The 17,337-nt window shown below is 69.0% G+C and carries 13 protein-coding genes; 6 read left to right on the top strand and 7 right to left on the bottom strand.

The window, feature by feature from the left end:
* The 4 genes from VFZ09_RS06385 to VFZ09_RS06370 form a co-directional block, all read left to right on the top strand.
* Window positions 1-602, top strand: a 602-nt coding sequence (locus tag VFZ09_RS06385) for a DUF2381 family protein (protein WP_329726583.1), incomplete at its 5' end; no start/stop codon positions are given.
* A 150-nt stretch (window positions 603-752) separates the two neighbouring features.
* Entirely contained in the window at window positions 753-2,093 is a 1,341-nt protein-coding gene (locus tag VFZ09_RS06380) for an AHH domain-containing protein (RefSeq protein WP_329726582.1), read from the top strand.
* 15 nt (window positions 2,094-2,108) lie between these two features.
* The gene (locus tag VFZ09_RS06375; protein WP_329726581.1) at window positions 2,109-3,374 is read left to right on the top strand and encodes an imm11 family protein; all 1,266 of its coding nucleotides are present in this window, start codon (window positions 2,109-2,111) and stop codon (window positions 3,372-3,374) included.
* 480 nt (window positions 3,375-3,854) lie between these two features.
* Window positions 3,855-4,889, top strand: a complete 1,035-nt coding sequence (locus VFZ09_RS06370) for an imm11 family protein (RefSeq protein ID WP_329726580.1) — start codon at window positions 3,855-3,857, stop codon at window positions 4,887-4,889.
* Window positions 4,890-4,977: 88 nt separating this feature from the next.
* Here the strand turns inward: VFZ09_RS06370 and VFZ09_RS06365 are convergent, their stop codons facing one another.
* The 7 genes from VFZ09_RS06365 to VFZ09_RS06335 all read right to left on the bottom strand — a co-directional run bounded on the left by VFZ09_RS06365 (window position 4,978) and on the right by VFZ09_RS06335 (window position 14,605).
* On the bottom strand, window positions 4,978-5,556 hold the full coding sequence (locus tag VFZ09_RS06365; protein WP_329726579.1) for a hypothetical protein: 579 nt from the start codon (window positions 5,554-5,556) through the stop codon (window positions 4,978-4,980).
* Window positions 5,557-5,954: 398 nt separating this feature from the next.
* Window positions 5,955-6,341 (bottom strand): VOC family protein, encoded by a 387-nt coding sequence (locus VFZ09_RS06360; RefSeq protein ID WP_329726578.1) that lies wholly within the window; start codon window positions 6,339-6,341, stop codon window positions 5,955-5,957.
* Window positions 6,342-6,358: 17 nt separating this feature from the next.
* The gene (locus tag VFZ09_RS06355) at window positions 6,359-7,399 is read right to left on the bottom strand and encodes a hypothetical protein (protein WP_329726577.1); all 1,041 of its coding nucleotides are present in this window, start codon (window positions 7,397-7,399) and stop codon (window positions 6,359-6,361) included.
* 9 nt (window positions 7,400-7,408) lie between these two features.
* Window positions 7,409-9,508: a M1 family metallopeptidase gene (locus VFZ09_RS06350; protein ID WP_329726576.1), complete on the bottom strand. Its 2,100-nt coding sequence runs from the start codon at window positions 9,506-9,508 to the stop codon at window positions 7,409-7,411.
* Window positions 9,509-9,538: 30 nt separating this feature from the next.
* Window positions 9,539-10,243, bottom strand: a complete 705-nt coding sequence (locus tag VFZ09_RS06345; RefSeq protein WP_329726575.1) for a metallophosphoesterase — start codon at window positions 10,241-10,243, stop codon at window positions 9,539-9,541.
* 51 nt (window positions 10,244-10,294) lie between these two features.
* Window positions 10,295-12,859, bottom strand: coding sequence for an ATP-binding protein (locus VFZ09_RS06340; protein WP_329726574.1), 2,565 nt, complete (start codon window positions 12,857-12,859; stop codon window positions 10,295-10,297).
* Window positions 12,860-12,910: 51 nt separating this feature from the next.
* A complete protein-coding gene (locus VFZ09_RS06335; protein WP_329726573.1) occupies window positions 12,911-14,605 on the bottom strand; it encodes an ATP-binding protein in 1,695 nt (564 codons plus the stop codon).
* A gap of 355 nt (window positions 14,606-14,960) precedes the next feature.
* Here VFZ09_RS06335 and VFZ09_RS06330 point away from each other — a divergent pair, with 355 nt between their 5' ends.
* Window positions 14,961-15,623, top strand: a complete 663-nt coding sequence (locus VFZ09_RS06330) for an RNA polymerase sigma factor (RefSeq protein ID WP_329726572.1) — start codon at window positions 14,961-14,963, stop codon at window positions 15,621-15,623.
* 30 nt (window positions 15,624-15,653) lie between these two features.
* Window positions 15,654-16,829: a hypothetical protein gene (locus tag VFZ09_RS06325; RefSeq protein WP_329726571.1), complete on the top strand. Its 1,176-nt coding sequence runs from the start codon at window positions 15,654-15,656 to the stop codon at window positions 16,827-16,829.
* The last annotated feature ends 508 nt before the right edge of the window (window positions 16,830-17,337 follow it).

Here is a 17,337-nt window from a genome sequence, read left to right as displayed (position 1 = left end):
TCGCGGATGGAGCGGCCCCGGCGAGCCTCACGTTTCTCCTGGTGGTGCACCCCGCGCGGGCGGCACGGCAGGTGGACGTCCTCCGCAAGACGCGCCCGGTGGACTTCTACAAGCAGAAGGCGTGGGATGCGGACGCGAAGGCCCAGCGCTGCGAGGAGGAGAAGGCGCGCCTTCGGGCCGAGCAGGGCGGGCCGGGTGGACTCCGAGGCCTGCGCGCGGCGGGCCTTCTGGACGAGAGGCTCGGCGTCGCCGTCAAGAACATCACCGAATACGTCAAGACGAGGCCGCGGGCTGCGCTGACACTGGTGGACGCATGGTCCTACCGCTCCGGGACTGTGGAGAAGGGCCGCGTCGCGGTGGAACTGAACTTGAGGAACCCGGGGACAAAACCCTGGACGCTCGCAGGCGCCGTGCTGCGCGGGACCAGGGGCGAAGAACTCATGCCGCTTCCGGACACGCCCGTGTCCATTCTCCCGGGGGCCCCTGGCCGCGTCATGGTGGAGTTCGAGGCCTCCGCGAAGCAGGCCCAGGGGGCGTATACCTTGACGCTGTGGGACGCGGACGGGCGCTCCGTCATTCTGGAGAACGTGACGTTCCCATAGCGCCGCTCCGCGACGGGTGGCGCAACGCCTGAAACCCACCTGTTACATCCTCCATCCTCTACCCAACCCAATGGCTTGACGGACACACCCGCGTTTCCGTGTAATTCCGGAGCGACGGCTCGCACTCCGCGTCGCTTCCGGAGGTGCGCCGTGTCCACCCGTCTTCCTGGCTCGCGCTCCCCTGGCGCTCGCCTGCGCCCCCTGCTGGGTGGCTGGTTTCTCGTCCTCCTCTTCCTCCAGTCCGCCTGTGTCACGGGCACCCCACGGGGCAGCTTTCTCGTGGGCTACCGCTACAACTCACTCACGCCTCCTCCGGCGCCCCAGGAGTACGTCACCCTCACGCCCAGCAGTGACTTCGCGCCCGTCCAGGTGTCGGACACGCAACTGCGCGAGGCCTTCACTCAGTTCGTCCTGGAGACACCCCTGAAACTGGCCACCCGCCCCTCCAGGCCGCTGTCCGGCCGTCTGGTGCTGGTCTCCTGGCCGGGAGGGGGCGTAGGGGACTCCAGTGTCGAAGGGGGTTACGCGCGCCTGTGCGAGAAGCGTGGCGCTCCGGGGGACTGTTTCTGGCTGCTGGGGGAAGGCCCGCACGACACCCGCCTCAGCCACACCGACAGGTTCATGCTGGCCCTCAGCCTGGCCCTCACCCCGGCGCTGGAGGCCGCCACGGGCGTGCTGCGCGACTCCTCCGCGCACGCCATGACGGCCCTGCTCACCGGCCTCTCCTTGTACCTGGTCGTTCTCATGGCGCCGGAGCCCATCTCCAAAAGCCTCGCCATCGCGATGACCGTTTTTCTCTGGGGCTACCTGGGCGTGGAGCTATGGGAGCTGAGCTCCGCCACGCAGGACCTCTGGGACGCGGCGGAGGAGGCCAACACGTTCCAGGAGCTGAGCGGCGCGAGCGAGCGCTATGCCCGGGTGCTCGGGCCCAACACCATGCGCGTGCTCATCCTCCTGGCGACGTGGAAGGCAGGGGCCAAGGGCAAGGAGGCCATGACGGGCAGCGGACTGCCGGGTTTCTCCCAGGCGGTGCAGAACGCCGCTTCCGCGGGCGGGGTTCACCTGCCCACGGCGGCGGCCGAAGCGACGTCCGTGTCCGTGAGGGGAGGACGGCTCGTTCTCACGCTTCCCGCCAGCTCGGCTGCTGTCCTCTCCATGCAGGAGGAGGGCGACATCCACCACATCGCCACCGTGGAGAACGAGAAGTCCTCCCTGCGAGGCGGGCCGTGGACACCAAAACTCAAGACGTTCTTCGACAAGGCCGGCATGTCCATGGAGGACCCGGCCAACAAGGTCCGCATCCCGGGCCACAAGGGGCCCCATCCACAGGCGTACCATGAGCGAATCTATCAGCGACTCGCGGAAGCGGTGGAGGACTGCACAACCAAGGCGCGGTGCCAGGAGGCACTCACGCGGGAATTGGGGCAGCTGGCCAAAGAACTCAAGGAGGTCGGCTCCGTGCTCAACAAACTGGTGACTGGAGCCCCGTGAGGCTAGGAGAGCGACATGGCGCAGAGGTACTTCGAGCTGACCGAGGACATGACCAGCCCGGCTCGCTGGTTGTTGGGCGACCCTCTTGATGAGCAGGGAAACGAAGTGCGCACGCGGCAGTTCATGAGCGGAGAACTCACTCGCTTTGACGGTCGCCTTCAAGTCCCTATCTACCACCCCGGAACGTCGCTCGACTTCACGCGCGTTGACCCGGGAGCCATTCCCGTCGTCACCGAAAAGGTGGCCCGCGTTCTGGCCGAGCTGGCTCCGGGTGACGTCCAACTCTTCCGCGTGGAAGTGGAGTCGCGACCAGAGAGCTACTTCCTGGTCAACGTCGCGCGCCTCGTCAAGTGCATCGACGACGAGGCTTCCGCGGAAGTTCTGTACTGGAAACCGGAGGATGGGCGACCCGAAAAGGTTGGGCAGTACCGCGATGTGTACGGCATGCGCATCGATCCCTCCAAGGTGGGCGATGCCAAGGTCTTCCGTCCCTGGGGATGGAGAGTGGCCCTCATCGTCGCCGAGAACGTAAAGGAGGCCCTTGAGCGCACCGGCGCCACGGGGCTCGAGTTCAGAGAGGTCACAGGCCCTGGCCGCCAGAGGGTTGAGCAGCAACCGCTACCGCGTTCACACGCGGACTGGCTGCGGCAGGTGGACGCCGCCCGCGAAGCGTTCTGGCGCACCCTTGGCGAACTGGAGGAAACAGCCATCGTCCCCATTGTGCCCGGCGGCCCTGCGTGGCCGGGCCACCGGCACGCATGGCGCGTCATCCACCGTACAGGGCGACGGCTCCTGTTGGTGACGGACGGCCTCTCCGATCCCTTCGTCGGACATGAGGCGCCGTCCGTGGGCTTCGGCCTCGAACTCGCAATTGAAACCGACGAGCCTGTAAAGGACGTCCAGGGGAGTTGGGTCCTCTTGGTTCTCCAGCGCGTGGCGAATGAGGTCGCGGAGCACGAGCGAGTGCGCAAAGCCGCTCTGACGGGCCAACTGACCATGGAGGTGTCCGGGAAGGGAATGCCCAAGTCTCTCGTCACCCAAGATGGCCGAGTGGGCGTGTTGCTGGGGCTGACGTCGAGCACGCTACCGCAGCGCCTTGATACCCCGGCAGGCGAGGTGCGGCTCGTCACCGTCAAGACACTGCTTCCTTCCGAACTGGCCTACCGCATACAGCACGGGAAGGAAGGTCGGGAGGAACTGGTGCAGTGCTTCGTGGACAGTGGTGAAGAGCACCTGTCTCGCGCCAAGCGGCGCGCGGTGAAACTGTCGCGCGCCAAGTGAGCTGCATCGACGACGAAGCATGCGCCGAGGTCTTGTGCGTGCACCGGACCATCGCGATCGCCGATTCCGGAGCAAGCCGCTCAGTGATTCCGGGCCAGGCCGAACAAGGACACGGACGTAGGGATGCCGGATGAATTCCAAGGGCTCATCCCCGGAGTCAAGGGAGGGGAGACGACGCTGGATGTCACATGGAAGCAGGCTGCTTCCTCTCAATAAGCTCGTCACCCGGACCGAGTGAGGTAAGGAGTGTGTCAATGGCGCAAAACTATTTCAAGCTGACCGACGACATGAATCGCTCGGATCGCTGGCTGTTGGGAGACCCCATCGACGAGCAGGGCAAAGAGGTACGCGGATGGCAGTTCATGAGTGGCGAGCCCACCCGCTTTGACGGTCGCCTTCGCATCTCGGTTTACCACCCTGGCACTTCGCTCGACTTCACGCGCGTAGACACGGGGGGGGTTCCCCGTAGTCACCGAAAAGGTGGCCCGGGTTCTGGCCGAACTGGCCCCCGGCGACGTCCAACTGTTTCCCGCCGAAGTGGAGTCGCGGCAAGAAACCTACTTCGTGGTCAACGTAGCGCGCCGGGTGAGATGCATTGATGAAGCAGCCTCAGAGGAGGTGCGCTACGCGGAACCGGAAGACAACTGGCCAGACGAGGTTGGTTATTATGACTCCGTGTACGGTATGCGCATCGACGCCTCCCAGGTGGGTGATGCCAAGGTGTTCCGTCCCTGGGGCTACACGGGGTCTCTGCTTGTTTCCGAGGACGTGAAGGAGGCTCTCGAGCGTACCGGGGCCTCGGGCCTGGATTTCAGGGAGGTCACCGGCCCTAGTCCCATCAGCGACGAGGAGCGCGCCTACAAGCGCAAGTGCCGCGAGCTTCTGGAGCCTCCCCCTGCCGCCAGACGTGCCGCGTGGAAGTCGCTCGGCAGGCTGGACGAGCTGGCCGTTGCCCCACGGGCCATCTGCTACGAATGGCCGGGCCACCGGCAGGACTGGGCCATCATCCATCGGCAGGCAGGGCGCATCCTCCTCGTCTCCGAGGGCCTCTCGGATCCGTTCATTGCCCGCTTGGAGCCCTCCGTGGGTTTCGGCTTGGAGCTCGCCCTGGAGACGGAGCTGGCGGAGCTGCCCCTCGATGCCATCGAGGGAAGCTGGCCCTACGTGCTGCTCGAGCGAGTCTCAAAGGAGGTAGTGGTCCACGAGCACGTGCGCGAGGGGGCCAAGGCGGGCCTGCTGGTGCTGGAGGTGGCGGGCGACGGAATGCCCGCGGCCCTCGTTGGCAAGGAGGGGCGGGTGGGTGTGCTGCTCGGCCAGGAGTCGCGGACGTTGCCAAGGGACTTTCCTACCCCTTTCGGCGGCGTGCGGCTCGTCACCGTCAAGGCCCTGCTACCCGCCGAGTTGGAGTACATCGTGAAACGCGGCGCGGAGGGCCCGCCCGAGCTGGCGCGGCGCTTCGCGCAAACCGGCGAGGACCACGTCTCATGCGCCGACCGGAAGGCCGTGGTGGAGTAGCCCGCGCGTCCTGAAGCTCGCGCCCCAGCCGGCAAGCGGTGGCGTAGCCAGCGCACCGGAGGCACATCGGCAGGTGGAGTTCGGAGCCTCAGCGCTGCTTCTTCCGCTCGATGGAGAAGGGCTCCAGGCGCATGACCAGGTCATGCCGGAGGACCATCGCCTGCGGAGCATGGCTCGGAACGTCTTGCATTCGCAGGTCGGCGATGTCGCGCCAGCGCAGCGGGCCTTGTTCCAACCTCTTCAGCAGCGCTGTCTCGAAGGTGGAGGGAACGCGCGTCTGCTTCAACGTCTCCAACGTCCGGCCGCGGTCATCCGTCATCAGCATTCCAAGTCCCCGCTCCTCGCAGAAGGTCTGGAGGCCCTTCCACTTGCACCGGTTCACGTGGAGCGCCATGTGGAGGCACGGCTTCAACTCCGCCACGATGGCCTCGCCACTCTCCAGGATGAACACGACATCGGGGTAGTAGGTGAGCGGTCTCCCGTCGAGCACGTAGGGGACGCGGTAGGGTTGCTCCTGGTAGGTGACCACCTCATCGAGGCACTCGAGGAGCATGAAGAAGCGGCGCTCGAGCTGGGACTCGTACTCCACATTCCTTCCGAGCTTCGCGCTGTAGAACGTCCCGGTCTCCCCGTCACTGTCAGGGTTGACCTTCCTGGCTTGCTTCAAAGGTGTTCCACGCACCATGAGCCGTTTCGTGGACGGCCTGACAACGGACTCGAGGAGCCTGGCCATCTTCTGTCGCAACCGGCCCTGGTGATAGAGACGCTTCTGCTCCTCGTACTCGGCCGCATCACGTTCCCGGGCGGCCTTCAGCGCCTCCGAGAGCAGCCGCTCATCCCCGGCCTTGTCGAGAAGCGCCAGGACGCCCAGGGTGAAACCACCCGCTGAAGAAGCGAGGCCGCTTGGCCCGGCTGGAGAGCGGCCAGGCAAGCAGCCAGGGTGAGCCCGAGCTCACAGGCGGATGATCGCGCCCCCTATGGCAAGCTCGTGGCCGCGCTCGACGGGGCCAGGGCGGCGGGGGCGGACATCCTGGGTCTCGTCACCGCGCCGCCCTGAGGTGCCTCTCAGCCCTCGCCGCTCCACTCGTTGCCGCGGCCCTCCAGGGGGCCGCGCTGGGGACGGACGACACAGAAGCGCTGGCCCGTCGGCGCCTCCATCACCCACCAGCGCTTGATGAACTCCACCCGCTTCGCTCCGAGCGCCTCCAGCCGCTTCACCTCCGCCTCCATGTCATCGGTCTCGATGTCCAGGTGGATGCGGCCCGGATGTTCCACCTTCTGCACGAGGAGCATCGGCTCCGCGGTGGCCGCGGTGAGCTCGCGGTAGTTGGGGTCCTCCGGTGTATGGGGCACGACGGGCCTTCCGAGCGCCTTGCTCCAGAAGGCCGAGGCCGCTTCGATATCCTCGGTCTTGCAGTCGATGACGAAGGCGGCGAGCCGGCTGCGATGCATGAAGTCCTCCCAGGGGTTCAGGAACGGCCCGCATCATCCCCGATGGCCCGCGGCTCCGCCTGGATTGTCTGCGTGCCGGCGGGGGCGGGTGTTGGCTCGGCCGCGTTTGCCTCGGGGGCTGGAGTGGGAACCGGGAGCGGAGCGGGGGTCTCCACCGGGGCCCGGACGGGCACCGGAGCCATGGCGCGGTAGACGTCCACGGTGAAGGCCGTGGTGGCCAGCGAGAAGCCGAGCCGCGCCACCACGGCCAGCTGCGCCACCAGCAGCGCCAGCCAGGCCTTGCCCGCGCTGGTCACCTGCACCGCCGCGTGCAGCCGCGCGCAGACGAGCACCACCGCCAGGCCCAGCAGGCCCACGGCGATGTAGCCGAGCAGCGCTCCGGGCGAGCGCACCATCCGCTTCAGCGCGCGCCAGGCCGCGAGCCGCGTCTTGCGCTGGTCATCCGCGTAGAGCTGGACGCGCGCCAGATCGAAGCTCGAGCGCCAGAGCGCGAACAGCACCACCACCAGGGCCAGGTGCGTCAGGCTCCAGAAGGTGAAGGGGTTCTCCAGGGCCCAGTGCTCGCCCTCGAGGGTGAACAGCGTGGGTTTCTCCGCGCGGGAGAAGAGCACGGTGGCGAGCGCCACCAGCCCTCCCACGGGCAGCAGACCCAGCAGGGCCCAGCCGAGCAGGCGCAGGTTGCGGCCGAGCTGGGCGGCGCAGTCGCGGGCGAAGTCGGCCAGCGAGAAGCGCCCGGGCGAGCACAGCCGCGAGACGATGCCACCCGCCAGCACGAGCTGGAGCCCGAAGGAGAAGACGATGCCCAGCACGAACGGGCCCGCGAGGAACGGGCCGCCGCCCTGCGCGAGCAGCTTGCTGAAGTCGAGCACCGCCTCGGGCGAGGGGAAGGGCCGGCCCTGGCCCGCGAGCGAGTGCCCGAACCGGCCGATGGCGGGGATGAGCACGGGCAGCGACTGGATGAGGGCGATGCACAGGTTGGCCGCCAGCAGCACGCCGAGCAGCTTCAGCTCGGAGAAGGCCCGGAGCGGCGCCGTGAGAATCGAACGGAAGGAGTTCATGGCTCGGGCTCAGAAGAGGAGGGACGCGACGGTGGAGAGCATCTGGCCCACGTAGGTGGTCCAGCCGAACAGCGACAGGGCCACCTGGCCGGACAGCTTCTTCGTCCGCGAGTTGTTGGCCGGGTGGATGTCCAGGGCGTTGACCGCCTGGAGCTCCACCTGCTGGAGGTCGACGTCCTTGCCGGTGCGCTCGAGGACGAGGTGCTTCCAGCGCTCCTGGCCGTCCCAGCGCTCCACCTGGGTCGAGCCATCCGCGAACGTCATCTTCACGTCCACCGGGACGCGGACGTCCCCGAGCCGGTTCACCTGCACCTCGCAGCGGTTCACCGTGTCATCCTTCGCCTCGCCCCGGGGCGCGCGCTCCACCAGCTGGACGCCGCCCTTGCCGTCGTCGAAGAAGCCCTTCTTCGCGACGCGCTCCTCGCACGACATCGAGCCCACCGCGTAGTCCAGCTGGCCCGTGCCCCGGAAGAACGTGTCGAAGAACCAGCCCAGGTCCTGCCCGGACACCTCGTTGACCACGGCGAAGAAGTCCTCGCTGCGCGGGTGGCGGAACTTCCAGCGCTCCACGTAGGTGCGCATGATGCGCGCCATGGTCTCCTCGCCCACCAGCTGCTCCAGGGCGTAGAGCGTCACCTGCGGGCGGCTGTAGCTGTTGCGGAAGTAGTCCCCCAGGGTCCGGAACTGCCACGAGGACTGGAGGATGGGCGAGTTCTCGCGCAGGCCGCTCATGCCGCGCATGCGGTCACGCTCGTCCCAGTCCGTGGTGAACAGGGGGCCCAGCCAGCTCCGCAGCGGGCTGGGGAGGATGTGGGCCGGGTTGGCCTTCACGTTCTCGGCGAGGCACAGCCGGGAGGTCCCATAGCTGTTGATGCCCTCGTCGAGCCACGGCTCCTCGAACTCGTTCGACGCCAGCAGGCCCTGCCAGTAGTTGTGGCCGAACTCGTGCGCCGTCGTCTCCCAGATGATGAAGTCCTTGGGCTCGCCCGGCTCCTCGCGGCCCACCACGGTGACGAAGGTGGGGTACTCCATGCCTCCGGCGGCGACGCCATCCGTGGGTGGTGCCACCAGCGTGAGGTGCGAATACGGCCACGGCGTCCACCACCGGCCGAAGTGCTCCAACGACGCCTTGGCGGCCGCCATGATCTGCGGCCCCGAGCGGTGGTGCTTCGGATCCACCAGCACGGTGAGCCCCACCTCGGGCAGGCCCGGCGAGCGGAACACGTCCTCGAGCACCTCGAAGCGCTCGGCGGCGGTCCAGGCGAAGTCGTGCACGTCGTCCTGGTGGTAGCGCAGGGTCTGGGTGCCGTCCGGATTCTCGCGGCGCTCCACCAACCCCCCCGTGGCGCCCACCTTCATCGCCTGGGGCACCGTCAGGCGCACGTCGTAGGTGCCGAAGTCGGCGTAGAACTCGGAGGCGGAGTGGTACTGGTGGCAGTTCCAGCGGGGGCTCGTGGCGCCACGCTCGGGGGGCACCTCCAGCACGCCCAGCTTCGGGAACCACTGGGCCACCAGGTAGAAGCCGCTGTCCGAGCGTCCGGCGCGGGCGAGCACCTTGGGCACGCGCGCCTCCCACTGGAGCTCCAGCGTCACGCGGCCACCGGGGGGCACCGGCTCGGGCAGCGTCACGGTGAAGACCGTCTGGTCCTCCGTGTTGTCATCGTCCGGGTGCTCGAAGCGCAGCGTGGGCAGCAGGTCCGCGCCGCCCTTCACCCGCAGGGCCTTCACGTTCGAGTAGCCCCACTCGTCCGGCTCGTTGTCGGGGAAGGAGGGTGAGTCCGAGTCCGAATCCCGGACGCCGCCCATCTCCTTGGCCTCCCGGTAGAACGTGGAGCGATCGTTCTTGAAGGCGTTCCAATACAGATGGAACCACAGGGTGGCTTGCGGCTCGTTGCTGCGGTTGCGCCAGGTGATCGTCTCCTGGCCGGTGAGCGCGTGGGTGGCCGGATCCAACCGGGCGTCGATCTCGTAGTCGGCGACGCGCTCGGAGAGGGGCGCACCGAGGGCACGGCCCTGAGGGTCGAAGAAGGGAGCGGCGGGGGCCGGGGACTCCGCGGCGAGCGCCGGGAGCTGGCCGAGCAGCAGCAGGAGGGAGAGGAGGCGTGTCATCGGGGCGGCAGCTTCGCATGCCGCCGTGGCTCACGAGAACACGTTCACGTCGCCATGGACGGGGAGCAGGGCCACGTCCTTGCCACCCCGGTACGCCTGCCGCGCGGGCACCGAGACGAGCTCCCACGTGGGGAGCACCACCGCGGTGAGCGAGCGGCCGTAGACGCACCCGGTGTCGATGCCCACCGCGTACTCCGTGACGAGCGGCCGGTCGAACACGGTGTGTCCGAAGATGACGCGCTCGGGGCCCTTCCAGTGGTGCGTCCAGAAGCGGTAGTCCGCTGGCGCCTTCGAGGGCCAGTAGCTCTTGCGCTCCGGGGGCCGCACGCACTGGGCGTGCAGCAGGTGGTACGGGTCCTGCTGGGCGATGGGCTTGCCGGGCAGCACCCCCGCGTGGACCACGGCGGCGTTGTGCTCGGGCAGGAGGATGGAATGGGGGAGGGTGGCGAAGTAGTCGAGGTGCTCGGGGCCGAGGGCCTGCCGGGTCTCCAGGTGGTCCGGGATCAGGTCGGCGTCCTTGCGGCGGCGCTGTTGCAGGTGCTTCTCCTCGTGGTTGCCGAGGATGGACTCGTGCCGCATGGCCAGCTCGACGCACTCGCGGCGCTTGGGGCCTCGGTCGACCAGGTCCCCCGTGAAGATGATCCGGTCGCTCGAGGTGGCACCCACCTTGTCGAGCAACTCCAGGGCCTCGTCGTAGCACCCGTGGAGGTCTCCGATGACGATGGTGCGGGACATGATGCTGCTTCCTTCGAAAGGGTGGGACCCGCCCAGGGACGGGGAGCCGCGTCATTCCTGACAGCGCGGCAGCTCGACGGTGAAGGTGGAGCCCTCGCCGGGGTGGCTCTCCACGCGGATGGTACCGCCCATGGCCTCCACGATGCTGTGGGTGATGTAGAGCCCCAGGCCCAGGCCTCCATAGTGACGGTCCGAGACGGCCCGCTCGAACTTGCCGAAGATGCGCTCCTGGGCTTCCGGCGAGATGCCGATGCCCTCGTCGCGCACCACCAGCCGCGCCCGGTCTCCCTCGGCCTCCACGCGGACGTGGATGGGCCGGCCGGCGCCGTAGCGGATGGCGTTGGAGAGCAGGTTGGTGACGACCTGCTCCAGCCGCAGCCGATCCCACCGGCCGGGCACGTGCGGCTCTCCCTCCACCCACAGCTTCGAGCCCACCCGGGCCGCCTCGGGGGAGAACCAGGCCACCACCTCGCGCAGCACCTCGCCCAGGTCCGTGTCGGTCACCTCCAGCGTCAACCTCCCCTGCGCGATGCGGCTGACGTCGAACAGCGCATTGAGCAACGTGGAGAGCTTCCACAACTGGCGTCTGGCCATGTCCACGTGCCGTTGGAGCACCTCGGGATGGCCCTCTCCCGAGCAGTTCCGGGGAATCTCGCGGGACAGGGCGCTGAGCTTGAGGTTCAAGGGCGTGAGCGGCGTCTTCAGCTCGTGCGAGGCCACCGAGAGGAACTCGTCGCGCAGCCGCACCGCGCGCTGGGCCTCGCGGTACAGGCGGGCGTTGTCCACCGCGAGCGCGGCCCGGTGCGCCAGGTCCTCGGCCAGCAGCTGCTCCTCCCGGCCATAGGAGCGGCTCGCGCGGGGCTGGCCCCCCCGGCAGTAGAAGAAGGCCAGGGCGCCGAAGGTGCGGTCCCGGGCGTGCAGGGGGACGATCAGCGAGGAGGTGACCCCCGTGCCACGCAGCAGCTCCAGGTGCCGGGCGTCGCTCGCGCAGCGCGTGAGCAGCTCATCGGTCACCTCGGCCACCAGCTCGGTGCGCCCCGTGCGGATGACGGCCCCTGGCCCGGTGGCATCCTCGAGACGCGAGGGCTGGTGGCGGGCCAGCTCCTGGGCGATCTCCCTGCGGATCGGATCCACATGGGCCACCGCCAGCCGGCGCAGGCCTCCGTCCGGTTCGAGCATGTCCAGCCCACAGCCATCCGCGAGGGTGGGGACGGCCCGTTGCACCACGTGGGTGAGCGTGGCCTCGTAGTCCAGCGAGCTGGCCAGCGTCTCGCTCACCGAGGCCAGGAAGGTCTGGTGGGTTTCGGCGCGCTTGAGCGCGGTGATGTCCATGAAGCTGGCCACCGCCGCCTGCAGCTCGCCCCGCGCGTCCCAGATGGGCCCGGCGTTGATGAGGAAGACGCGCACGGAGCCATCGGGCCGGTCGTAGAGCAGCTCCTCCTGGGGCGTGGGCTTCCCGGTGGCCAGCACTCGCGCCAGGGGATACTCCTGCGCCGCGAAGCGCCGCCCATCCGGGTGGATGGCGTGGTACTGGACATACTCCTCCACGCACATGCACGGGAGCATGGGGTGACCCATGAGCAGCTCGGCCTGGGCGTTGAAGTTCAGCGTCCGCCCGGAGGGCGCCTCGACGATGTGCACCGCGACGGGGAGCTGCTGCAGGAGGGCCTGCAGGCGCTGGTGTTGGAACGCCAGCTGCTCGTGGAGCCGCTCCCGTTCCTGTTGCGCCTGACGGAAGGGGGAGATGTCGAGGATGAAGCCCTCCAGCTCCCGCACCTCCTCGTCCGGCCCGAGCAGGGCCACCCCCCGCTCCCAGACCCAGCGCTCCTGCCCCGTCCGCGGGCGGATCCGATAGGTGAGGGTGAAGGGGGCGCGGGTGGCGAGCGCCTCCTTCATCTCCTTCCGGAGTCGCGGTGCGTCCTCGGGGTGGACCAGCTCCCCCCAGGTCACGCGGCGCTCGGTGAAGTCCTCGGGGGTGTAGCCGGTGAGGGACAGGGTGGCCTGGCTGGCATAGCTCAGGGCCCAGGGCTCCTCGGGGGCGCTGCGGTAGACCATCCCCGGCACGTTTCCCAGCAGGGTGCGCAGCATGCGCTCGCTCTCGCGCGCGGCCGCTTCGGCCCGCTCGGCCCGCTCGAGCGCCACCCGCATCAGCGCCTGCCGCCGGTGCTGCTCCAGGTACATCCCCACCTTGAGGCGGAGGATGTCCGGGGAGAGGGGCTCCAGGAGGCAGTCCACCGTCCCCAGGGTGTAGCCGCGCAGCAGGTCCGCCTCGCCACAGGAGCGGCTTCCGAGGAAGAGCACGGGGATGTAGCGGGCATGGGGGTGTGCGAGCAGGCGGCGGGCCGTCTCGATGCCCACGGTCCAGCTCCGCCGCGCATCGACGAGGATGCAGGCGAGCGACTCGCCGAGCCGCGTCCCGAGCCCATCGCTCCAGGCAACGGCCCTGTGCACGGGGTACCCGAGCGGCGCGAGGAGCTCCTCCACGCCCGCCAGGTCCTCCATCTGCTCCCCCACGAGCAGGAGCGAGCTGGCCGTCTCCCCCGAGACCTCCCCGGTTGCGTCCGGCTTGCCCGCGAGCTCGGGTGGGGAGGGTGACTCCGGATGCGTTCCCCACATCCCCCTGTCCTCCTTGCTGTCCCCAGGTGCGATGCCAGAGGTCGTATTGGGTCAACCCTGCGCACCCCTCGAGCCGTCCGCACCACGTGGCAGCTCGACGGTGAAGGTGGAGCCCTCGCTCGGGCGGCTGTCCACGCGGATGGTGCCGCCCATGGCCTCCACGATGCTGCGGGTGATGTAGAGCCCCAGCCCCAGGCCTCCGGAGTGGCGCTCCGAGACGGCCCGCTCGAACTTGCCGAAGATGCGCTCCTGGGCCTCCGGCGAGATGCCGATGCCCTCGTCTCGCACCACCAGCCGCACCCGGTCTCCCTCTGCCTCCACGCGGGCATGGATGGGCTGGCCGGCGCCGTAGCGGATGGCGTTGGAGATCAGATTGGAGACGACCTGCTCCAGCCGCAGCCGGTCCCACCAGCCGGTGACATGCGCCTCCGCCTCCACGTGGAGCTCCGAGCCCACCCGGGCCGCCTCGGAGGAGAACCAGGCCGTCACCTCGCTCAGCACGTCGCCCAGGTCCGTGTTCTCGGGCTCCAGCTTCAGCTTCCCCCGCGAGAGGCGGCTGACATCGAGCAGCGCGTTGATGAGCGTGGACATCTTGTGCACCTGCCGCTGGGCCACCATCACATGGCGCTGGAGCGCCTCGGAGTGGGCATCCCCGGAGCCGCACCGCGGCAGGTCGCGGGACAGGGCGGTGAGCTTGAGGTGCAGGGGCGTGAGCGGTGTCTTCAGCTCGTGCGAGGCCACCGAGAGGAACTCGTCGCGCAGCTGCACCGCGAGCTGGGCCTCGCGGTACAGGCGGGCGTTGTCCATCGCGAGCGCGGCCCGGCGCGCCATGTCCTCGGCCAGCAGCTGGTCCTCCGGCCCGTAGCGGCGCTCGGGGTGGCAGTGGAAGAAGGTGAGCGCGCCGAGGGTGCGGCCCCGGGCGCGCAGGGGGACCGTCAGCATGGAGGTGACGCGCGTGCCGCGCAGCAGCTCCAGGTGCCGGGCGTCCCGCGCGTATTGGACGAACTGCTCCTCGGAGAGTTGCTGCTGCAGCTCGGTCCTGCCGGTGCGGATGACGGCCCCGGCCCCGGCCGGATCGTCGAGCCGCTGCGGGTAGCTCCGGGCCAGCTCCCACGCCAGCTCCGCCCGGGCCGGGTCCACGTGGGCCACCGCCAGCCGGCGCAGGACGCCCTCCGGCTCGGCCATGTCCAGCAGGCACCCCTCTCCCAGCACCGGCACCGCCCGCTGCACCACGTGGGCCAGCGTGTCCTCGTAATCCAGCGAGCTGGCCAGGGTCTCGCTCACCGAGGACAGGAAGCCCTGGCGCTGCTCGGCGCGCTTGAAGGCGGTGATGTCGGTGATGAAGCCCTCCAGGATGGCCACCCCCTCCGGGCTCTCGCCAATGCCCACCCCGCGCTCACACACCCAGCGCTCCTCCCCCGTGCGCGTGTGGATGCGGTAGGTGAGGGTGAAGGCCGTCCGCGAGGCGAGCGCCACCTGGATCGTCTCCCATACCTGCCGGACGTCCTCGGGGTGGATGAGCTCCCGCCAGAACACGTGGCTCGCGGTGAAGTCCTCGGGCCCATACCCGGTGAGCTCCAGGACGCCCGGGCTGGCGTACAGCAAGGGGTAGTGGGGCTGGTTGAAGCACCGGTAGGCCACGCCCCGGAGATTTCCCAGCAGGGTGCGCAGCATGCGCTCGCTGTCGCTCTCGCGGTGCGCCTCGGGAGCGGGGGGAGGTTCGGCGTCCGGCTGGGATCCCCACATGCCTGTCCTCCTGCCCCCTGCCGGGTATCCAGGGGGTGACACTTGGGCAACCCCTCGGGCTTCCCGGGTCGTCCAGGCCACCGGGCACCCGGGGCGAAGCCCGCCCGGCCGGGGTCCGGAACCCGGAAAACCCGCCGGAACATGGCCGGAAAATCCCCGCCGTCAGGTTCTCGGGGCCGGTTGCGTCGCTCTCCTCCAGTACCCCTCGTGTGCCCTCTGTCGGACATCCGAGGCTCGTGTCATCGGGAGACCGCCTTCGGATGCTGTCGTGCTACCTTGACCCGCCGTTTCAGCGAACCCCACCCTGCCCAGGCGGGGAGCTCGTGCCTCCCGGCGGCGTTCCGAGGACCTTCCGGTGTTCGACGATCTCACGGATGACGAACTGTTCGCAGAGGTGCTCCAGCGGCGCGCTGGAGGCGAGGCCGTGGGGGCCCCGCTCGGCGCGCTGTGCGAGCGCTGGGCCCGTCCGGCCCGCTACGTCATCTCCAAGATTCAGGCCAGCTATGGCCGTGGCTCTCCGGCGGACGCGGACGAGCTCTATCAGGACGCGGTCGGCAAGTTCCTCGACCGGGGACTGGACCAGTTCCGCGGCGTCTCCGAGCAGATGCCCGGGCGCAGCGCGTCTCCCAAGACGTTCTTCCTGCGCATCGTCAAGCACGTGGCCATCGACTTCTACCGGCGCCAGCGCGAGGACCTCGCTCCCGCCGCGTCGGATCCCGATGACGCCATGGAGGAGCCCGCCTCCGAGGTGGCTCGCGCGGTGGACCTGTCCCGGCGGCGCGAGGAGCGCACCGAGGCCCAGGAACTCTACTGGCGTGCCTTCGAGCGGCTGCAGCAGGAGCACCCCAAGGAAGCGGGTGCGTGGGAGCTGTACCACCACCAGGACGTCGAGGACCACGAGGAATGCGCCCGGCGCCTGAACATCAGCGTGGTCAACTCGTACAAGCGCGTGAGCCGCGCACAGGCCTACCTCCGGCTCTATCTGCTCGACCTCCAACAGGAGGGCGGGCACGAGTGAGCCCCCACGTACCCGAAGGAGGGTACTCACATGGTCGTTGACGCACTCTCTCGGTATCAGGCCCGGCGTGAGCAGCTCGTCCGGGGTGGCACTTCCCACGGCGGTTCGCTCGAGGCGATTGGGGACATTCTCCGGCGCACCGGGCGGTTGGGCAGAGAGGGCGTCGAGCAGGCCCTGCGGGGGTTGACCCGGGCGGACATCGACGGCTGGCTCCGGTCGCAGAAGCCCGAGGCCCTTCAGCCCGCGCTGCTGCGGGCCGCGGAGGAAGCCGCCGAGGCCGCGCTGGGGGAGGAGGGGGAAGAAGCCGACGTGTGGCGCACCTCCTCGATGGACGGACTTTGCGCGCGAGACCGGGCCGAGTCCGCCGCGCGGGCGATCAGCGAGTGGGAGTCACTTCATGGGGCGCTGGACGGAGAGGCGGCGGCGCGGTGGAAGGCATTTCGCGACGGCCTGGGACGTCTGGATACGGTGCTGCGTCCCAAGGCGCGCTGGTTCATTCCGCTCAACCCACAACGCCGGGCCGAGCGGGACATCCTGGATACGGCCGAGCGGACACGGGCCTGGTGGTTCACGGAGCGGGCCGACTGTGACGACTTCCTGGCGGCGCTGAGTGCCCGGCCCGAGCGGCCGAGTCCCCACCTGCAGAGCTGTGACGAGTGCCGCGCGGACCTGTCGAGGAGCGAGACGGTCGAAGCTCCCCCCAAGCGGCACCTGAGCGCGGATGACTTGTGGCGCTTCGACATGGGGATGATGTCGGCGGTGGAGCTGAAGTGGGTGGATGGGCATACGGAGAAATGCATCGAGTGTGCGCAGGCCATCTGGGCGTTGGAGGAGGGAGACGAGGCCATCGAGAAGGCGCTGGACGAGCAGTCCGCCCCCGCGGCCCGCACCTCGAGGGGCCTGGAGAATCCCGCGCGCAGGCCCGGAGCGGCGCGCCATCCCGAGCAGCGTGAAGTGCTGGAGGAGCGGCGGGAGTTCCGCGTGGTGCTCGTGAGGGAGCGCCAGCGGACCCGGCTCCTGGTTCAACCCCTCGCGGGGCGCGCCGTGACGGCGGCCGTGTTCCTGGCTCCCGGCAAGCCCTCGCTCAAGCCGCAACAAGGACCCGAAGGTCTCCAGTTCGATCTCGGCACCGGCGGCGGTCGCACCGCCCACCTGATGGTGCGGGTGGGCAACAGCGAGATCTTCGAGCGCGACTTCTCGTTCTAGCGAGATCGTCTGACCGCTGTGGTAGGGCGACAAGCCATGACCACGGAACAGTCCCCGGTGCTCGAGTTTCCAGCGTGGCTCTACGACACCACTGAGGCCATCCTCCGCAAGGCGAGAGCCGAGGGTCGTTGGTGGGCTCGGGAGTACCTCGAGACTGGTGCCTTTCCACAGCCCCGGCGAATGCGCCAGGTGCCGCCCGGCGAGGTGCTGGTGATGCACGCGGGGGCCGAAGATTTCGACTGGGCCCACCCGCGCTGGCGGGTGCACATGTTCGGTGGCGTCTTCATGGACTTGAATGAAGGCGTCCCGGAGGCGGACCGCCAGCGCATGAGGGAGGCCTTCGAGTCCTTCTGCCTGGGCACCCCTTGGGCAGGCTTGATTCAAAGTCCTACGAGAGAGGTTATCCCACCAGGACCTACGGCTGAAGTATAGTCCCGCCTACAGGCGCCCACCGGAGGCGAGCAGCCGCGAGCTGATCGCGAGGGGGGAGCCTGCACAGAGCCGATGA

The sequence above is a fragment of the Archangium sp. genome, from assembly GCF_036277355.1.
In the GTDB taxonomy this organism is placed as follows: Bacteria; Myxococcota; Myxococcia; order Myxococcales; family Myxococcaceae; genus Archangium.
This window is presented reverse-complemented; position numbering and strand designations above follow the sequence as displayed.

Bases quoted from the DNA above. Each gene is read 5' to 3' on its own strand.
- VFZ09_RS06375 (WP_329726581.1), top strand. From the start codon at position 2,109: ATGGCGCAGAGGTACTTCGAGCTGACCGAGGACATGACCAGCCCGGCT.
- VFZ09_RS06360 (WP_329726578.1), bottom strand. From the start codon at position 6,341: ATGCATCGCAGCCGGCTCGCCGCCTTCGTCATCGACTGCAAGACCGAG.
- VFZ09_RS06355 (WP_329726577.1), bottom strand. From the start codon at position 7,399: ATGAACTCCTTCCGTTCGATTCTCACGGCGCCGCTCCGGGCCTTCTCC.
- VFZ09_RS06350 (WP_329726576.1), bottom strand. From the start codon at position 9,508: ATGACACGCCTCCTCTCCCTCCTGCTGCTGCTCGGCCAGCTCCCGGCG.
- VFZ09_RS06345 (WP_329726575.1), bottom strand. From the start codon at position 10,243: ATGTCCCGCACCATCGTCATCGGAGACCTCCACGGGTGCTACGACGAG.
- VFZ09_RS06340 (WP_329726574.1), bottom strand. From the start codon at position 12,859: ATGTGGGGAACGCATCCGGAGTCACCCTCCCCACCCGAGCTCGCGGGC.
- VFZ09_RS06335 (WP_329726573.1), bottom strand. From the start codon at position 14,605: ATGTGGGGATCCCAGCCGGACGCCGAACCTCCCCCCGCTCCCGAGGCG.
- VFZ09_RS06325 (WP_329726571.1), top strand. From the start codon at position 15,654: ATGGTCGTTGACGCACTCTCTCGGTATCAGGCCCGGCGTGAGCAGCTC.